This is a genomic window from Paenibacillus polymyxa M1, assembly GCF_000237325.1.
GTDB lineage: Bacteria > Bacillota > Bacilli > Paenibacillales > Paenibacillaceae > Paenibacillus > Paenibacillus polymyxa_C.
Genome location: NC_017542.1, coordinates 1,423,009 through 1,440,873 on the forward strand (window position 1 = coordinate 1,423,009; position 17,865 = coordinate 1,440,873).

A 17,865-nucleotide genomic window follows, 5' to 3' on the forward strand; every position below is an offset into this window, starting at 1 on the left:
CATCATACCATATTAAAGGAGGAAGAAGATGAAAAAAAGTTGTAGCATCTGCAATATTGTCCGCTTCTCTTTTACTTTCAGTTGCACCTGTTAGCTTTGCAAGTGAGGTCCCTTCTGTTTCATTTTCAAGTCAGGATCTAGATAAGATATCTGAACATTTAAATGACTTGGGTCTTTCTAAAGAAGTACAGCAAAGTCTAATAGAAAAAATGAAGGCTGGTGAACTTCCTGATTCTGATAATCCAGAAAAAAGAGGTACTGGTATTACAAGTGAAGTAGAGTCACCAGATGGTTTGAAAATACAACGAACTACATTTCCTGATGGTTCCGTAATTCAGTCAACAATAGATCTTACAAATGCGAAAATAAAAGAAGAACATGTTATCACTCCAAATGACGTATCAGGGGGCTATGCCTCAGGAGGAAGTGGTTATAGAACATTTACAAATGCAACAGTAAGAGAAGAAACCTCTTACGTTAAAGCAAGATTTTTTGCTGATTACACACTAGTTCAAGGTGGCTATAGCTATATATCAGACGCTTATGATCCTTATATTGATATAATGGCAGGGTACTCAAGTGGCGAAAACTTAGTTGTGGATCAACCTAAACAGACTGACTCAAGACCTGCTCGTGCAACCTTGTCATTTACTTGGGTTAAAGTAAATGGTTACTTTAGTTCTACATACAAATTATTTTTATATGTTAACAACAGCTCAGCAACCTCACAATTACAAACATATTAATTAAATAATTTGTTGGTGTTTTCCTTAAATATTTCATTTACAAGCGAGATAGATAAAAAGGCTTCCTCCAAGTTAAATAAACTCGGGAAGCCTTTTTATGAAATGACAAGCGAGTTTAATATAGGAAGCATCCAGAGGAGCAAGAGATTAGTTTTGTACTTGATCTTATACGATGTAGGCTTGGCACTGATTGATTTAGACAGAGCTTGTTTTTGCTCTCTCCAATCCGTCATGTAAGGAGTGGGGAAATTATCCTGAGATAGATTAAACCTTCCATACAATGTCCCTTCATTGTATCATCCTTGTAGGCATGAGGCTAATATGGCCTGCTATTAGTATAGTTTGTGAGGTAAAAGCTAGCATATAAAAGACACACATCGCCGAATTTTGCTCAATAACAGTGCTAGCTTGCTTGTTGATAACATCCTGTGCCCATGTTAAGTTGTACATATCCATCCTTGGTTTTAATGTGCAGTGAAGATCGGTCATTGTCCAGTTCTTAATCTGACGAAAAATGGAAGAGGTCAACGAGATAAGCCGCTAAAGCTGATCTGAAGTTTCATGGAGCTGCGACTCGTTCCTGAACTTCGAACAGGAGATGAGACGGGATGAAAACAGATGAAAAAGAGCTGCGAGCCATTAGTCTGACGTTGGAAGCTGGCGAACACATCCGATCCAGTATTAGGTGTACGTATGATTTGCAGCAAAGCTCTGAGAAGATACCGCTTTGTGGAATGCTGGCCGTAACGTCCCAACGAATCATCTTTTATTCCTGCACTTTGGGTATTCCTTGGGTCAAGTTCATTAATTATCACCATATTTCGCTGGCTAAGCTGGAAAAGGAATTGTCAGATACTAAGGGGAGCATCCTGTTGATCAATCAGGGTGTAAATGAGGTGTTCTGCCACCTGCCGAATGATGATCGTATAGAGCGTTTTGTAGCGTACTAGAGCAGGAAGCAGGCATCTCCTGTGAGAACTAATGATTATAAGGATACAAATAACTAAAACCTCCAACTTCGTAATGTGCCAAGGCTAGGCTCCTTACGGATTTGGAGGTTTTTTGTCTTTTAGTTAGACAGATTGCATGGATTAAGCGCTAGCTCAACAGGACTATAACCAACAAATTAAATAGCACCAGCGGCAGAATGACATTGTTGTAGGCATAGGAACGATCAGGGGCCGGAATGCCTGAGGAGGGGGAGCGATACTGCTGAGGGACTCTCAGATACAAATGATCCGCATCCATGTGCACAATCGTTCCTTCATACACATGATGATCCATCGTTTGTACCCTAACCGTGTGATTCATGTAGGGGCTCAATTGATAATGCAATTGATCGCGAACTTTTTTAAGTTCTTGTTGGAATTCCGGTCTAGCTTGATATAAAGTTTGCGGACTGACGGTATTGTACGACATTCGCCTCTGACCTCCATACTCATAATAATGATATATCGTATGCAGGAGCCTGTGCCCTTGTGCGAGTACCCAATTAGGATTGGTTTTACAAAGAGTAAAAACATTAACATTTTACTCCAGTCCACTTGATGTTCCCTTTACATCAAAACGATACACTTACTGAGGTTGGTTTAAAAGAAAGGGGCGTTCCGTTTTGGGTGAACTTAACAAATCTTTGGGACTGGGGACGAGGAGCCAGCAACGGACATCGTCTAAAGCTCGCATACGCACGGGTTCGCTAAAAATTCAAAGACTGCGCGAAAACGCGCTGGCGTATACCTTTTTGGCTCCATCGCTTATTTTGTTTGCTGTATTTATGTTTTATCCGATGATAAAGTCCGTTTATCTCAGCTTACATTCTACAGATCCCGCAGGAAACGTTGCAGATTATGTGGGGTTCGATAACTTTGCTATGCTTTTCAGCTCAGGTCAGTTTCTACAGGGGATTAAGGTCACGCTGCTTTTTGCGGTATTGACGGTACCTGTGGGTATTTTACTGGCGCTGGTACTCGCTGCCCTTACACACAGTAAGTTACGTGGGATGCGTATCTTCCAATTTGCCTTCTCGCTACCGATGGTGTTGTCGGTGGGTTCATCTGCGGTCATTTGGAAATTTCTTTTCCATCCCACACTGGGAATGTTCAACTATGTGCTTTCCCTGTTCCATATCAATCCAGTTCCGTGGTTGACTAGCCCGGATTGGGCGCTGTTCTCCGTAGCCATAATGACCATCTGGATGAATCTTGGCTTCAATTACATTATCTTATCGAGCGGACTTCAAGGGATTCCAGACGACATGTACGAAAGTGCCAAAATGGACGGAGCCGGACCGTTGGTCACGTTCTGGCGTATCTCTATGCCGCTGCTATCACCGACGATCTTTTTTGTGACTGTAGTTTCTATCATTGGTGCCTTCCAGTCTTTTGCCCAAATTAATATCTTGACCAAAGGCGGTCCGGTGAACAGTACAAATGTATTTGTATATTCCATTTATCAGGAAGCTTTCGTTAATTTCCGGTTCGGAACAGGGAGTGCGCAGGCGATTGTCTTGTTCGCCGTCATTTTGGTGCTTACGATGATTCAGTTTAAATGGGTGGAAAGAAAGGTGCATTACCAATGAAACAACACCTGAATTCAACATTACTGTATGTGCTGCTTACGATTGCAGCCGCTCTGATTTTGTATCCGGTGATTTATACATTTTTTATGGCGGTCATGTCACCGGAGGAAGCGAGCGCTTACCCACCAAGCTTTTTCCCGCATTCCTTTCATATGGCCAATTTCACTGAAGTGTTTGAAATCGTTCCGATTGCAGCCTTTATCGGCAACACCTTTCTCATTTCGGGTCTGACGATGATCGGACAACTGATTACAGCCAGCCTGGCGGCCTATGCCTTTGCCAAAATGGAATTCAAGGGAAAAAACTTCATTTTTAGCATGTTTGTCGCGACAATGATGATCCCTTGGGAAGTTACCATTATTCCTAACTATCTGACGGTGCGAAGCTGGAACTGGCTTGATACATATCAAGGATTGACGGTTCCATTTCTGGCGACGGCATTTGGAACATTCCTGTTAAGACAATTTTTCCTCCAGCTTCCCAAGGAACTGTTCGAGGCTGCTCGTATGGATGGGTGCGGACATATCCGATATTTCCTGTTCCATGTGCTTCCGTTATCGCGTCCTGCACTCGGAACACTGGCTGTGTATTCGTTCCTGAACATGTACAATTCATATCTCTGGCCTTTACTGGTCACAAATAGCGAGAATATGCGTACCGTACAGATCGGCATATCCATGCTGGAGTTTCAGGAATCGACTTCATGGAATCTGGTGTTTGCGGGTACAGCACTTGTCATTTTACCGTCTCTGCTCCTGCTGATCTTTGGACTCAAACAGCTGGTGCGTGGAATGGCAGCGGGTGCGCTTAAAGGCTAATCATAGATGCAAAAGACAGCAACACCTGCGCAAGCAGCCTATATACAAAGCTTTAACGCACAAGAGTACGAACATTTCATTCAAGAATCATTTAATCAAAGGGAGAGAAGAGAGATTATGAGATTTTTTCGTTTGAAAAGTGCTTTGACCCTGCTTATTCTGACTGCTATGGTAGTTGCAGCAGGTTGTAGCAACAATACAGCGGCGGAGAAGCCGAGTAATGGTAATGATGGGGCTGCAGCGGCTTCACCTATAAAACTGACTTGGTGGCATTCAATGTCCGGCAACGGTGAAAAGGCGATCAAGCAGATCGCTGCTGACTTTAACGCTAGTCATAAGGACATTCAGGTAGAGCCAGTATATCAAGGTAAATATGATGACAGCTTGAACAAGCTGAAAGCGTCGCTGGGTTCTAATAGCGGACCGGACATCATTCAAGTATACGAAATCGGTAGTAAATTCATGATCGACTCTAAAATGATCACGCCTGTACAACAATTTATTGATGCAGATAAGTTCGATTTGTCGCAGCTTGAACCGAATATTACACGATACTACACGATTGATGGTAAATTAAACGCGATGCCGTTCAATACGTCAAACCCGATTTTATATTACAACAAGGATGCTTTCAAAGCCGCAGGACTTGACCCAGCTAATCCTCCGAAAACGTATGATGAATTCGAGAAAGCTGCCAAAGCCTTGAGCAAGGATGGTAAATCCGGTGCATCCATTGCCATCTACGGCTGGTTTATGGAGCAACTGTTTGCCAATCAGAATGCGGACTATGTGAATAACGGCAACGGACGTGAGCAAGCAGCTACGGAATCCTTGCTGAATTCGGATGCTGGTGTAAAAACGCTGACATGGTGGAAGAAAATGATCGATGAAAAGGTCGTATCCAATTTAGGACGTAACTCGGACGATACGGCAAAGGCTTTTTCCGCAGGACAAATTGCAATGACGCTGGATTCCACCGCTTCGCTGCGTAATATTGTGGAGCAGGTTGGCGATAAATTCGAAGTAGGCACAGGATTCCTGCCAAGAGCCAATGAAGCAAAAGAAGGCGGCGTGGTTGTAGGTGGCGCGAGCTTATACATCATGAACAACAAGCCTGAAGCCCAGCAAAAGGCAGCATGGGAGTTCATTAAATTCGTCGCTTCTCCAGCAGTACAGGCACAATGGAGTGTGAACACCGGGTACTTCCCGATTACGAAAGCAGCTTATGACGAGAAGGTACTCAAAGATAACATGGTAAAATATCCGCAATTTCAGACAGCCGTTGACCAATTGCATGCATCGGCACAATCCACTGCTACACAAGGCGCAGTGATGGGCGTATTCCCAGAAGCGCGTCAAATCGTCGAAGGTGCGATCGAAGCTGTTCTGAGTGGCCAGCAGCAGCCAAAACAGGCGCTGGACCAAGCTGCACAAGAAATTACAGGCAAAATTGCGCAATACAATCAAACGGTGAAGAAATAGTCGGCCCTCCCTTAAAATCGGCTGATAATCCATAGGATGTGCCCCCTTATTAGCCGATTTTATGAAATAACGGATCGAATGAGTGACCCCCTCACTTATTCGATCCGTTTTTGCATTCCTGTTTTAGAATGATCGTTTAGACGAAGTGTCTAAAATAGTCATTTTTACACATTTCCTATTGCTGGATAACTGAAAATGGGCTTATAATAAATACATAATTTTTGTACTGGACGGTCAGTTCAAAAAAGGAGGAAGCATGAAACAGCAAACGAAGGAAATTATTTTTAACGGCGCACTCAAGGCTTTTTCCGAACGAGGTTTTAATGAAACAAATATGGAGGAAATTGCCAAGGTATGTGGCATAGCCAAAGGAACCCTGTACTACAATTTTAAAAACAAGCAAGAATTGTACATTTACATTTTGAAGATGGGGATGGAGCGTTTTGTCCAGGATATCCATGAAGCGATGGCTCAGATTCCTATGGATCAGGTAGAAGTGAGGGTTCACAAGCTGATCCAAGTACATATTGAGTTCATTGGGAGAGAGCCGGATTTTTGCCGTCTATTAGTCAGTAAGGGATGGGTCTCGCAGGAACAGCATTTTAATATTAGGCAGGTGCTGGCAGACTATTTTGATTTTATGGAGGCAGAGATTGATTCCGGCAAGTTCTATGGGAAAATTTCGAGTAAGTTGGATGCAAAAACGACTGCAAATTGTTTATTTGGCATTTACATTTTTACTCCGATGCGGTCGATGGTATGGGGCGAAACGATGAATCCGCAGGAAGTTCGCGAAAGTATCGAAGTATTTGTATGTAACGCGCTGGGTATGCAACATTAAATAAATAGATAAGTGGAGTGATGAGAACATGAAAGCTAAAAAATATGCGATTTATATCGTACTCATTATTTTAATCGCTGTAGGAATCTATGCTTTGACTGCCTTACCACGAGGGAGCAGTAGCTTGTCCGCAGATGAGTCTTCTTCTATCCCTACGGCTTATGTAGAATCAGATACGCTCAATGCCAGCTTTAAGATGGCAGGACGTATTGATCAGATGCTGGTGAATGAGGGCGACAAGGTAAAAAAAGGGCAAGTGCTAGCCCATTTGGAAAGCCGTGAGCTGGAAGATAAGGTGAAGCAAGCACAGGCTGCATTGCTGGCAGCCAAGAGCAATGTGTCCAAAGCGAAAGCCAGCGTATTGCAGGCTCAAGCAGGAGTAGGTCAGGCGCAGGCTACCGTGAGCGCCGCTCAGGCCAAGAAGAGCCAAGGCACGACAGCGGTCAGTGTGACGGCTGAGGCTTCCTCCAGCCAGATTGAACAGGCCAAAGCAGCTTCTAACGCCGCCAAAGCAAAACTGGATGCCCTCAAGAGCGGGGCAAGACCACAGGAGCTTGAGCAATTGCAAGCATCTGTGAAGGTAGCTAAGGAAACGCTGGACCTGACCGTTAAAAATCTGGAGCGTGCCAAAAAGCTTCAAGAAGCCGGTGCAGCAACTCAGGCCTCGTTGGATCAAGCGACATTGGAACATCAACAGGCAGTGGCCAAGTATAATGCAGAGTCGCAAAAATTGGATATGGCACGGGAGGGAAGCCGTAAGGAGGAAATTACGGCAGCTGAAGCTCAATACCGTCAAGCCTTGGCTGCAGTGAAGGAAGCACAGGCAGGAGCAGGCAAAGTTGCTGTGCAACAGGAAGATGTCAAAGCTGCTCAGGCTTCAGTAGAGCAAGCGCAATCCGCTGTGAAGGCGGCGCAATCGACGGTAGAGCAGGCACAATCTGCGGTTGAAGGTGCCAATGCACAGGTAGCCCAAGCGGAAGCTGCACTCCAGGAGGCTCAGACCTATTTGAGCTATACTACGCTGCGTGCGTCTGAGGATGGGATCATAAAATCCAAGTCGCTTAGCTTGGGTGAGATGGCTAGCGCAGGATTCCCGGTTTATACCATTGAAACATCCACACAGCGTTGGGCTAAATTCTATGTACCGGAAACGTCTCTGAACGGTCTTCAAGCAGGGGATACAGTTCAAATTAAATTACTGTCAGGTGGCAAGGAGCTGAAGGGTAAAGTCATTCTGTTAGAATCGGCTGCAGATTTTGCTATTCAAAAACCGAGCCAAAGTTCTGGTGATAAGGATGTCCGTTCCTTTGGTGTGAAGGTAGCATTACCGGATCTTGCGGCTTCGGTTCCAACAGGCTCCACGGTTCTGTTTACAGGCAAAGGGGCGCAATAATATGCAGGATTCACAGGAAAGACTTCGTATCCGCGATGTGTTTCGCGAGGAATGGCTGAGTATCTTCCGGGACCGCCGTTTTATGGCAATTCTGCTGATTACACCAATAGTGTATACGATACTATTCGGCTTCCTGTATTCGCATCAGCGGATTACCGAGATGCCTGTCACGGTGTATGACGGAGATAATTCGCAGCTTAGTCGCCAGATTATTCAGGCGTTCGATGCGACTGATTCATTTGCCGTTACACGGCAAGTGACCAATCAGGATGATGTAGTCCGCCAGGTGGAGACTGGGGAAGCTAAGGTCGGAATTGTCATTCCCGACAACTTTACCACTCGGCTTAAGCATGGGGAAAATCCACCTGTGCTTACGCTGATTGACGGCAGTAATATGATGTATTCCAATAGTGCCAGTCGGATTGCCAATCAGGTCATTAGTAGCGTGAGCGCGGGAGTATCGCTTAATTCCATGAAGCAAAAAGGGATGAACGCCGATCAGGCTGCCTCGACGCTGACTACCATCCCGTTCCGATCCAGAGTGCTATTTAACCCGGTATATGATTATAAGCTTTTCATGCCGTTGGGGGTTATTTCTGCGGCTCTCCAGCAGTGTTTGCTGCTAGGTATTGCGTTGTCTTGCACGCGGGATAAGGAAGCAGGGACTTGGGGAAGATTTGGCGCATGGAAAAATACCCCGTGGCGCTTGGCTATTGCCAAGCTGGCACCCTATTATGCGGCGGGAGCTTTCAATGTGCTGACTGTATTCAGTATTAGCGCTCTATGCTTCGATATTCCGTTTAGGGGACAGGTACTACCATTGATTTTGGTGTCGTTGGTCTTTAACTTTGCTTTGTGTGGATTAGGGTTCCTGTTCAGTCTCTTTTCCAAGACCAGAGTGGATGCGACACAAACTCTGATGCTCATTGCTGTTCCTTCCTTTATGCTGTCAGGCTATACGTGGCCATTGGAAGCAATGCCCGGCTTCTTGCGAGGACTTGCTGAAATATTGCCATTAACGTATTATTTGGACGCTGTACGGAACATTACTCTCAAGGGACTGGATATCACCTACATCTTTAAGGATTTGATTGCTCTGGGCGTCATTGGTTGTGTGAGTCTGCTGGTGGCCTTCGTGATCTATCCGTTATTCTTTAGGCAGCATCAGACGACAGCACAGCATGCCGATATGCCCGTACAAGAAGGATTTACACTTAAAGGCTGAGAGCAATTTTAATCAAAAAGGCAGATCAGGAGTAACCCTGATCTGCCTTTTATTTACTAGTATAATTTAAAAGTGGAAGAAGTATTATTGCGTTTTAAGATCCTCAATAGAATCAATCGGTACATAGGATGGAACGACAAGTCCGGACATAACGCCAGTCATGCTGGTTCCGATGTCATTTACTTTATCCTTATATTGAGCCCAATAATCAGCATGCGTCAATGGAAGCCAGGCGGCTGCGGTAGCATCTACACTTCCGCCAGCCACGCCTGTCCACATAGGACCGATTTCCACTTGCAGCGCTGTTACTTTATAGCCCAATTTTTGTTCTAATACATATTTCAATACGTTCGTACTGGCAATTTCAGAATCCCAAGCAGCGTAGCTCAGCTTCAGGGGATCGCCGTTGACGGGCTGCAAGCCCTTGATCCATTCCTGTACCTTATCAGGATACTTATCAGCCCAGTTCTTGGCAGCCTGCTGTGGGGGAGTACCATCTTGAATTGCGATCATCACTTCACCCATATCTTCAGCAGTCCACTTGAAACGGCTTAGAAATTCATAAGCCACAGGAGCATCCTGTTTCAACCCTTTGCGGGCAATGGTATGAATTTCTTCTTTATCACCGTATGCTTTTTTAGGGTCTTTTAAGTATTTCAAATCATACTTGTTAAACATCCAGTGAGGAGTCCAACCGGTTACAACGATAGGCTGCTTGGCTTTGATAGCTTTATCCAGTGTAGCGGTCATAGCAGCTCCAGAGCTTTCAAGCAGTTTCCAGTCAGACAATCCATAGTCACTGATAGCTTTAGCAGTCAGCTTCATCAGTCCGGCGCCAGGGTCGGTACCGACAATACGGTAGCCGACCTCCTTGCCAAAGTCCCCAGTAGCGGCGGAAGCCGGAGCCGCTTCGGCTCCGTTCCCCTGCAATTCAGTAATTGATTTAACATTCATGTAAGCTGGAACGACCAACCCGGTTTTAACACCAGTCATATTCGCACCTAGGTCGTCGAGCTTATCTTTGTATTTAGTCCAGTAATCCGCATGCGTTAACGGCAGCCATGCAGCCGGGGAGGCATCTACATCACCACTAGCGACACCCGTCCACATAGGACCTGCTTCAACTTGCAGTGCGGTTACTTTATAACCCAATTTGTTTTCCATTATATATTTCAGCAAATTCGTACTCGCAATTTCCGAATCCCAAGCTACATAGCTTAGCTTAAAGGTATCGCCATTGACAGTTTGCAGTCCTTGAGTCCATTCCTGAACCTTGTCGGCATGTTTCTCTGCCCAATCCTTGGCAGCTTGCTCTGGACTGGTTCCGCCTTGGATAGCAACCATCATTTCACCCATATCTTCCGCTGTCCATTTGAAACGTTTTAGAAACTCATAAGCAGTAGGAGCATCCTGCTGCAAACCTTTGCGGGCAATCGTATGAATACCCTCAGCTTCACCATAAGACTTTTTAGGGTCTTCCAAATATTTGAGATCATACTTGTTGAACATCCAGTGAGGAGTCCAACCGGTAATAATGATCGGTTTTTTCGCTTTGATGGCTTTGTCCAGTGTGGCTGTCATGGCCGCACCAGAACCCTCGACTAGCTTCCAATCAGACAAATTGTAGTCTTGAATTGCTTTAGCCGTCGACTTCATAATGCCTGCCCCGGCATCAATACCGATAATTCTATAATCAACCTCTGCACCAATCGGATTGGCAGCAGCACTACCTTTACCAGCAGCGGAATGATCAGTTCCAACAAAATATTGAGATGCGCCAGCGATCAGAATAACTGCTGTAACTGCTGAGGTGATCCATACCTTTTGCTTGCTGGATACACGACTTTTGCTTTTTTTCGTCGGTTTAAACAGGTTTTGTGTAAAGCGGTCAAGCACAATAGCCAGAACGACCACAGCCAAGCCGGCTTCAAAACCTTTACCAATTTGCAGCTGGGTCACAGCACGATACACCACTGCACCGATACCTTCCGCACCGATCATGGAAGCAATAACAACCATGGACAGTGACAGCATAATCGTCTGATTAATACCAGCCATTAAGGTAGGCAATGCCAGTGGCAGCTGTACTTTAAACAGCTTTTGCGCCGATGTCGAACCAAATGCATCAGAGGCTTCAACCAGCTCATCCGATACTTGCATAATCCCCAAGTTGGTCATGCGAATGGTTGGGGGGATCGCAAAGATAACTGATGCGATAACACCTGGTACAACACCCAAGCTGAAAAAGGTAACCGCCGGGAGTAAGTACACGAACGCAGGCATCGTCTGCATAAAATCAAGTAAAGGCGTGATAATGCGTGATGCTGATTTACTGTATGCACACCAGATTCCGATCGGAATCCCGATAACAATGGATACAAGCGCAGACGTGATGACTAGTCCGAGCGTATTCATCGTTTCACTCCAATAGCCGAGATTATCAATCAGCAGGAAGCCGATGACAGTAAACAGTGTAAGCTGCACCCGCCCAATCATAAAGGCAATAATTCCGATGATCACGATGAACACCAGAGGGTGCGGAAGCATAAACAAGCCAGAGAAAAAGCCTACTACGGCTTCAATAACCGAAGAAATAACATTAAACAATCCAGCCAGATGAATACCCATCCAGTCTACAATGGATTGAATCCACTCAGCGATTGGCAGTTTCGGTATCATGGGCATTCACCTCCTTTGTAGTAGGTACATCTCCACTTAGTGCACCCAGTAAAGCTCCACGGACGATAACGCCCAGCAACTTCTGCTTGTCATCGACGACAGCCAGTGGCACCTTGGACGAGCTTGTAATTTCAAACAAATCATTAATGACAGTTTCAGCAGTCACCTGCGGTCCGTCAGTGATTAAAATATCTTCAATCTTCAGATTGTTGCGCAGAGCATGAACAGCATCCTCGGCATTAATAACACCCAGTAGCTTTTTGGTGCGATCAATGACGAATAGATTGGAAATCCCACGCTCCCGCATCAATTCCAGAGCTACACGCGGACCGCGGTCCATCGTGATGGTTTCTGGACGAAGCATGACATGAGCAGCCGTCAATACTTTGGACAGATCCACATCCTCGACGAAGCGGGCTACATAAGAGTTAGCTGGTTGGATCATAATTTCTTCCGGTGTACCAATTTGCACGACCACTCCGTCCCGCATCAATGCAATCCGGTCACCAATCCGCAGCGCTTCATCCAGATCATGGGTAATAAAGACAATTGTTTTCTTCATTTTATCTTGAAGCTCCAGCAGCTCATCTTGCATGTCACGGCGAATGAGAGGATCCAATGCGCTGAATGCTTCATCCATCAGGAGAACTTCAGGGTCATTCGCGAGTGCCCGTGCCAGACCGACACGCTGCTGCATACCGCCACTTAACTCATCGGGCATCTTATCGCCCCAGTTTTTAAGACCAACCAGTTCCAGCGCTTGTTGTGCCTTTTCCTGGCGTTGTGCTTTATCTACCTTTTGAATTTCAAGACCGTATTCTACATTTTCCAATACAGTCCGATGTGGGAACAGGGCGAACTTTTGAAAAACCATACTGATGGTTTTACGACGAACTTCGCGGAGTTGTTCTTTGTTCATCTTACGGAGATCTTTGCCGTGGACCAGAATTTCACCGGAGGTAGGCTCAATCAAGCGATTTAGCATTCGCACCAAAGTGGACTTGCCGCTACCTGATAACCCCATAATTACGAAAATTTCACCTTGCTTAATTTCCATGTTGGCCTTATTAACACCAACAGTAATCTGTTTTTCTTTGGCCAGCTTTTCCTTGCCCCAGCCTTGCTCCAGGAGCGGAACACCTTGCTCTGCGTGAGGACCAAAGAGTTTGCTGACATTTTTGACTTCCAAAATCGTCATACATACACCTCTTCTTTCTATACTTTGCTTGGTATTAACCCCATGTTGCATGATGGATTGAGTATAAAAATCATAATTCTGTACATCCTGAACGGTTAATGACAAAATTAATTGTAACAGAAGCATTGCTTACATTTCAAACAAAAAAACTGTTCGTAAAGTACGTACAGAAAAAACTGTACAAACTTTTCTTCGATATGCTCCTTCGTTCTTTAGAATGCTCAAACATTCGGAACTTTACAACCGATAGTGCTTTTTTTAAAATAGACAATGAAATATGACCATAAGAAAAAGATTTATGTATATCCATAATTTTAAAAGTTTACTATCATTAGCAATTTTGCGAATTATGATTTTGAACGATCATGCTGTTGTAATATAGACAGAAGCTTTGCTTTTGAAACATTTCATTCAGTATTTGAAAGATTTCATATATTGCGTCAAAGCTAATCCTTTACGGGTAAGTCGTTCATACTAGGTTGTGCAAAATGCTCTAAAATTAGGAGGTTGCAAGCATGAGCTTGTACCAGTTAGGTGATGAGCAGCAGGCGTCGCTGCAAAAAATTCGCAAACGTGTCATAGAAGCTATAGGTAAAAACATGGACCTATATGGAATCACTCTGTCCGCGGGGCATTTGTACGGTTTGCTTTTTTTTGCGGATAAACCGATGACGCTGGATGAGATGGGCCGTGAAATGGAAATGAGCAAAACGAGCATGAGTACAGGAGTTCGAACGTTGTTGGATCTGAAAATGGTGAACAAGGTATGGAGCAAGGGCTCACGCAAGGACTTGTATGAAGTCGAGTATGATTGGTATCAAACATTTACTGACTTCTTCGCTATTAAATGGAGAAAAGCAGTAGAAACAAATTTACTCGTACTGCGCAAAGCCATTGATGAACTGGACAAATTGATGGCGCAGGGTGAAGAATACGAGGAATTTAAGGCGATTCTACAGCAAGACCGTATGAAAATGAAGCAGGCTGTGGCTTATTACAAGTGGCTAGACCGATTGATTGATTCAATGGAAAGCGAAGAAATTTACAAGCTGATTCCGAAAGAAGAGGTTCGGGACTAATCACGATCCGCCCATCCTGTTTACAAAATGCCGGAGCGCAAAAGCGCTTCCGGTATTTTTTGGTTTGGTCCTGCACAAAGGGTATAATAGAGATATGTAAAGATTGATATTATACCGTTATGTTGAACATACGAGATAAAGGAGGGTTCATTATGGAAAGTAATACAGTACATACTCGTCTAGGTCAATTACGTGGAGAAACAGAGAATGGATATCATGTGTGGAAAGGTGTTCCATATGCACAGCCTCCTGTTGGAAAACTACGTTTTCATGGGCCACAGCCTTTGGAGCCGTGGGAGGGTGTACGGACTGCGACGAGTTTCGGACCCATCTGTCCGCAACCCATGCCCTCCGCTGAAAGTATGACTGGAAATCTGGTGGAACCGCCGGAGCAGTCCGAGGATTGCTTGTACCTGAACATTTGGACACCAGCTTCGAAGGCTCCTGAGAAGGGACGTCCGGTGATGGTGTGGATTCATGGTGGTGCCTTTGTCACTGGATCTGGGATTATACCTTTATATGACGGGGAACGCATGGCGAAGAATGGCGATGTTGTTGTAGTTACGATCAATTATCGGTTAGGGCCGTTAGGATTTTTGCATTTGACTCCAAAGGGAAATGGGCTGACCTCAAATGCCGGACTGTTGGATCAAATCGCTGCGCTGAAATGGGTTAGGGATTATATTTCTGCCTTTGGCGGCAACCCGGATGAAGTAACGGTGTTCGGTGAATCGGCAGGCGCGATGAGTATTGCCGCTTTATTGGCGATGCCAGCCGCTGAGGGGCTGTTCCAGCGTGCAATTTTGCAGAGCGGGGCATCGCAGGTGTTGCCAACTGCACAGGCCGAGCAAGTGGCGGCTGTGTATTTACAGCAACTGGGTGTAGACACTCAGCATCCTGAGCGATTGTTTACGTTGCCGACAGATGCGTTGATGCTCGCTATGGCCAAAACACATGAAGTCATCGGACCAGGGATGGCGATGATTTATCAACCCGTTGTAGACGGGGTGACCTTGCCGGATGTACCCCTGTCTGCAATCGCCCAAGGCTCAGCCAAACAGGTATCTGTTATGATTGGAACGAACTTGCATGAGGGGAACTATTTCATCCGCAAAGAATCCCATCTAATGAACAAGCCAACAGCACGTCAGGCATTAGAAATGATGACAGGCATGTCCGACATTGGCGACCTGATAGAGCCTTTTCCAGTTACCATTGAGGAACAGGCGCAAATGTTGACCGATCTCATTTTTTGGCGTCCCGCGCTGGCTCTTGCCGCTGCACAGTCGGCGTATGCATCGGTATGGATGTATCGTTTTGATTGGACCCTGCCGGGACATCCAACTTTCGGACAAGCGGTTCACGGTGCAGAGATTGCTTTTGTTTTCGACAATCTGGAGCTGCTGGGCAAGCTTGGATTAGAGATTCAGCCTTCGATGCAGAAGCTCGCTCATGATATGCAGCAGGCATGGATTGCTTTTGCACGTGAAGGGAAGCCTATGCTGCCTGAGACGGCATGGCCGATGTACGACAAGCAACAGCGAGCTACAGCCATTTTTCATCAGAATATTATGGTGGAACATGATCCAGAAGGGGATAGACGCCGCCAACTAACGGGGCAGATGGGCATATAGGTAAATACGAGACATTGTTTCAAGGATTCAACGAAAAAGCCTTCGCCCGTATTTTGTATGCGGACGAAGGCTTTTGTTAGTAAACAGATAAAGCGCTGTTGAGCTTTTGTTGATGAAATTTCAAAAATAGCTGTGTAAGTTAAATCTTAAATCGCTTAACCAGCTCTTGCAGATCCTGTGCCATGTTGGACAACTCTTGTGAGGAAGATGCGATTTCCTCCATGGCTGCCATTTGCTCTTGAGCGGCAGCGGAGGTTGTCTGCGAACTGTCCGCCGAATTGCGGGATAGGCTTGCCAAATGGGTAACAGTGGCGGAAACTTCCTCCGTACTGGCTGAGATTTGTTCAGCAGCAGCGGATACACTTTGAATTTGTTCCACAATGTGAGAAGTTGAGCGTTCAATATTCGCAAATGCACCTTCTGCATCTTGGCTAATTCGTAATCCTTCACCCACCTGATTACGAACATTACCGTTCATCGTAGCAGTAGAGCGTTGAATCAAGTCGAGCATCTGCGTAATGATCTGACTGATGGAATCGGCACTTTCCTTGGACTGTTCCGACAGTTTGCGTACCTCTATAGCGACTACGGCAAAGCCACGCCCAGCTTCGCCTGCTCTGGAGGCTTCAATAGATGCGTTCAGGGACAACAAATTAGTTTGCTTGGCAATGGCAGCTATAGCCGCATTCATTTGCTTCGCATCGTCCGAGAGTTGGGATAGCTCATCCATCAGACTAGCCGTTTGGCTTACAGCTTCCAGAATGCGGTCCATCTGTGTCCGCACATGGCTAATCATTTGACTGCCTTGAGCTACGTCTTGCTCGGTTTGTCCTGCTGAATCCACGATGGAGCTTGCCGATTCGGCAATCGTGCTGACACCCTTCGCCATTTCTTCAACGGCATTGGCAGTTTGCTCGGATGCCTCGGCGCTGGTTGCTGCATTTTCTGCGGATTCCATAACCGTTTCCGCTACGTGTTGTACGGACTCCGTCGTTTGTTCTGTGCTTTCCTTGATTACCAGAGAAGAGGAAGCAAGCCGTGAGGACGTTTGGTTGACCTCGGAGACCATCGTATGCAAGGAATGTGTCATCTGGTCAAAATTCTGTGCCAGCTCGCCGAACTCGTCCTTTCTAGATATATTAACACGTTCGGTCAGATTTCCATCACGGACGATCCGTGTTCCTGCTTGCAGCTTCTTGAGAGGGATCAGGAATGAGCGGATCATTAGCACTATGATGATCGCAGCGGCCAGTATGGAAATAACAATTACAATCAGGCTTTGCCTCAGAATCGGTTGGGCTGCATCACTGTAATCCTCCAGATCCGATAATGCAACAATATTCCATCCAGTGAGAGGGTCCTTAAGTGTAAAGGCCAGCACATCCCGATTCATAAATTTAATTTGCGACACGGAAGGAGTATCATTTTCTCCGGTTGCCGCCACTTTGGGAAGTCCCTCCATAGTGTCAGCCGGTTTTTTGCCAGTCTTGTCAAAGGCTGTTCCAGCTCCAGATACAACCTTATGATCAGAATCAACAATGATGAGTCCTCCGCGTTCGCCTATCTTAACAGACTGCAGACTGTCCCCCATCTTGTCCAGATTCAAAGCCAATGCAACAGCCCCTTCACCGTTCTTCAGCGTTGCCGATACATTAACTACTAGGTTCCCTGTCGTAACGCTGGCAACTGGAACACCGACAAATATGTTGCCCTTATGTAGCATCGCATTTTTGTACCATTTTCTCTCCCTAGGATCATAATCAGCCTCCTTTTTTAGCGGAGAACGGATATATTCTCCTTTCGCATTGCCAAGGAGCGCGGCATCTAACTCAGGATGAGCTTTGACGATGGCATCCAATTTTTTCTGAAGGGCTTCTTGATCGGAACCAATGGAATCAGCTTGGATTTCACTGGTAAGGACGTCCACGTCCTTCATGATCGGGGATACATACTGATTGACATTGCTTTGGATCAGATACAGATTCGTGTATACGGAATTAGCCATTTGCTGACTGAGCTGTGTCGTAGCCCCCTGATAAGAAAAGTATCCAATAAGTAAGCTCGGAATCAATAACACAGCCAAAAAAGAAATGATTAATTTTGTCCTCATTAAATAAAATTGCTTGAGAAACCTGTTCCACCACGGAACTGTTTGTTTTTCTTTAGTCATGTTTTTTCTCCTCTGTGTCTGA

14 protein-coding genes are annotated in these 17,865 nt (G+C 45.5%); 10 read left to right on the forward strand and 4 right to left on the reverse strand.

The window, feature by feature from the left end; genetic code table 11:
* Positions 1 to 56: 56 nt before the first annotated feature.
* Both PPM_RS06160 and PPM_RS06165 read left to right on the forward strand, forming a co-directional pair.
* On the forward strand, positions 57 to 746 hold the full coding sequence (locus tag PPM_RS06160; RefSeq protein WP_013369894.1) for a hypothetical protein: 690 nt from the start codon (positions 57 to 59) through the stop codon (positions 744 to 746).
* Between the two features lie 608 nt (positions 747 to 1,354).
* Complete coding sequence (locus PPM_RS06165; RefSeq protein WP_013369896.1) at positions 1,355 to 1,696, forward strand: hypothetical protein; 342 nt, start codon at positions 1,355 to 1,357, stop codon at positions 1,694 to 1,696.
* Between the two features lie 148 nt (positions 1,697 to 1,844).
* On the opposite strand, the gene PPM_RS06170 is transcribed toward PPM_RS06165, so the two are convergent.
* Complete coding sequence (locus tag PPM_RS06170) at positions 1,845 to 2,165, reverse strand: hypothetical protein (RefSeq protein WP_013369897.1); 321 nt, start codon at positions 2,163 to 2,165, stop codon at positions 1,845 to 1,847.
* 193 nt (positions 2,166 to 2,358) lie between these two features.
* Here PPM_RS06170 and PPM_RS06175 point away from each other — a divergent pair, with 193 nt between their 5' ends.
* From PPM_RS06175 to PPM_RS06200, 6 genes are all read left to right on the forward strand, one after another.
* Positions 2,359 to 3,324: a carbohydrate ABC transporter permease gene (locus tag PPM_RS06175; RefSeq protein WP_013369898.1), complete on the forward strand. Its 966-nt coding sequence runs from the start codon at positions 2,359 to 2,361 to the stop codon at positions 3,322 to 3,324.
* The gene (locus PPM_RS06180) at positions 3,321 to 4,142 is read left to right on the forward strand and encodes a carbohydrate ABC transporter permease (RefSeq protein WP_013369899.1); all 822 of its coding nucleotides are present in this window, start codon (positions 3,321 to 3,323) and stop codon (positions 4,140 to 4,142) included. The genes PPM_RS06175 and PPM_RS06180 overlap by 4 nt, the downstream gene beginning before the upstream one ends.
* 117 nt (positions 4,143 to 4,259) lie before the next feature.
* Positions 4,260 to 5,624, forward strand: coding sequence for an ABC transporter substrate-binding protein (locus PPM_RS06185; protein WP_014599545.1), 1,365 nt, complete (start codon positions 4,260 to 4,262; stop codon positions 5,622 to 5,624).
* A gap of 256 nt (positions 5,625 to 5,880) precedes the next feature.
* A complete protein-coding gene (locus PPM_RS06190) occupies positions 5,881 to 6,465 on the forward strand; it encodes a TetR/AcrR family transcriptional regulator (protein ID WP_013369901.1) in 585 nt (194 codons plus the stop codon).
* Positions 6,466 to 6,493: 28 nt separating this feature from the next.
* Entirely contained in the window at positions 6,494 to 7,858 is a 1,365-nt protein-coding gene (locus PPM_RS06195; protein ID WP_013369902.1) for an HlyD family secretion protein, read from the forward strand.
* A gap of 1 nt (position 7,859) precedes the next feature.
* Positions 7,860 to 9,083 carry an ABC transporter permease gene (locus PPM_RS06200; protein WP_013369903.1) on the forward strand — a complete coding sequence of 408 codons (1,224 nt, stop codon included), beginning with the start codon at positions 7,860 to 7,862 and terminating at the stop codon, positions 9,081 to 9,083.
* Between the two features lie 84 nt (positions 9,084 to 9,167).
* On the opposite strand, the gene PPM_RS06205 is transcribed toward PPM_RS06200, so the two are convergent.
* Positions 9,168 to 11,762, reverse strand: coding sequence for a glycine betaine ABC transporter substrate-binding protein (locus tag PPM_RS06205; protein WP_013369904.1), 2,595 nt, complete (start codon positions 11,760 to 11,762; stop codon positions 9,168 to 9,170).
* Positions 11,737 to 12,960, reverse strand: a complete 1,224-nt coding sequence (locus PPM_RS06210; RefSeq protein WP_014599546.1) for a quaternary amine ABC transporter ATP-binding protein — start codon at positions 12,958 to 12,960, stop codon at positions 11,737 to 11,739. The genes PPM_RS06205 and PPM_RS06210 overlap by 26 nt, the downstream gene beginning before the upstream one ends.
* A gap of 515 nt (positions 12,961 to 13,475) precedes the next feature.
* On the opposite strand from PPM_RS06210, the gene PPM_RS06215 reads away from it, so the two are divergent.
* Both PPM_RS06215 and PPM_RS06220 read left to right on the forward strand, forming a co-directional pair.
* The gene (locus PPM_RS06215; protein ID WP_013369906.1) at positions 13,476 to 14,039 is read left to right on the forward strand and encodes a GbsR/MarR family transcriptional regulator; all 564 of its coding nucleotides are present in this window, start codon (positions 13,476 to 13,478) and stop codon (positions 14,037 to 14,039) included.
* Positions 14,040 to 14,191: 152 nt separating this feature from the next.
* Positions 14,192 to 15,673 carry a carboxylesterase/lipase family protein gene (locus PPM_RS06220; protein WP_013369907.1) on the forward strand — a complete coding sequence of 494 codons (1,482 nt, stop codon included), beginning with the start codon at positions 14,192 to 14,194 and terminating at the stop codon, positions 15,671 to 15,673.
* Between the two features lie 139 nt (positions 15,674 to 15,812).
* Here PPM_RS06220 and PPM_RS06225 read toward each other — a convergent pair whose 3' ends face one another.
* Positions 15,813 to 17,843 (reverse strand): methyl-accepting chemotaxis protein, encoded by a 2,031-nt coding sequence (locus PPM_RS06225; RefSeq protein WP_013369908.1) that lies wholly within the window; start codon positions 17,841 to 17,843, stop codon positions 15,813 to 15,815.
* Positions 17,844 to 17,865 lie beyond the last annotated feature (22 nt).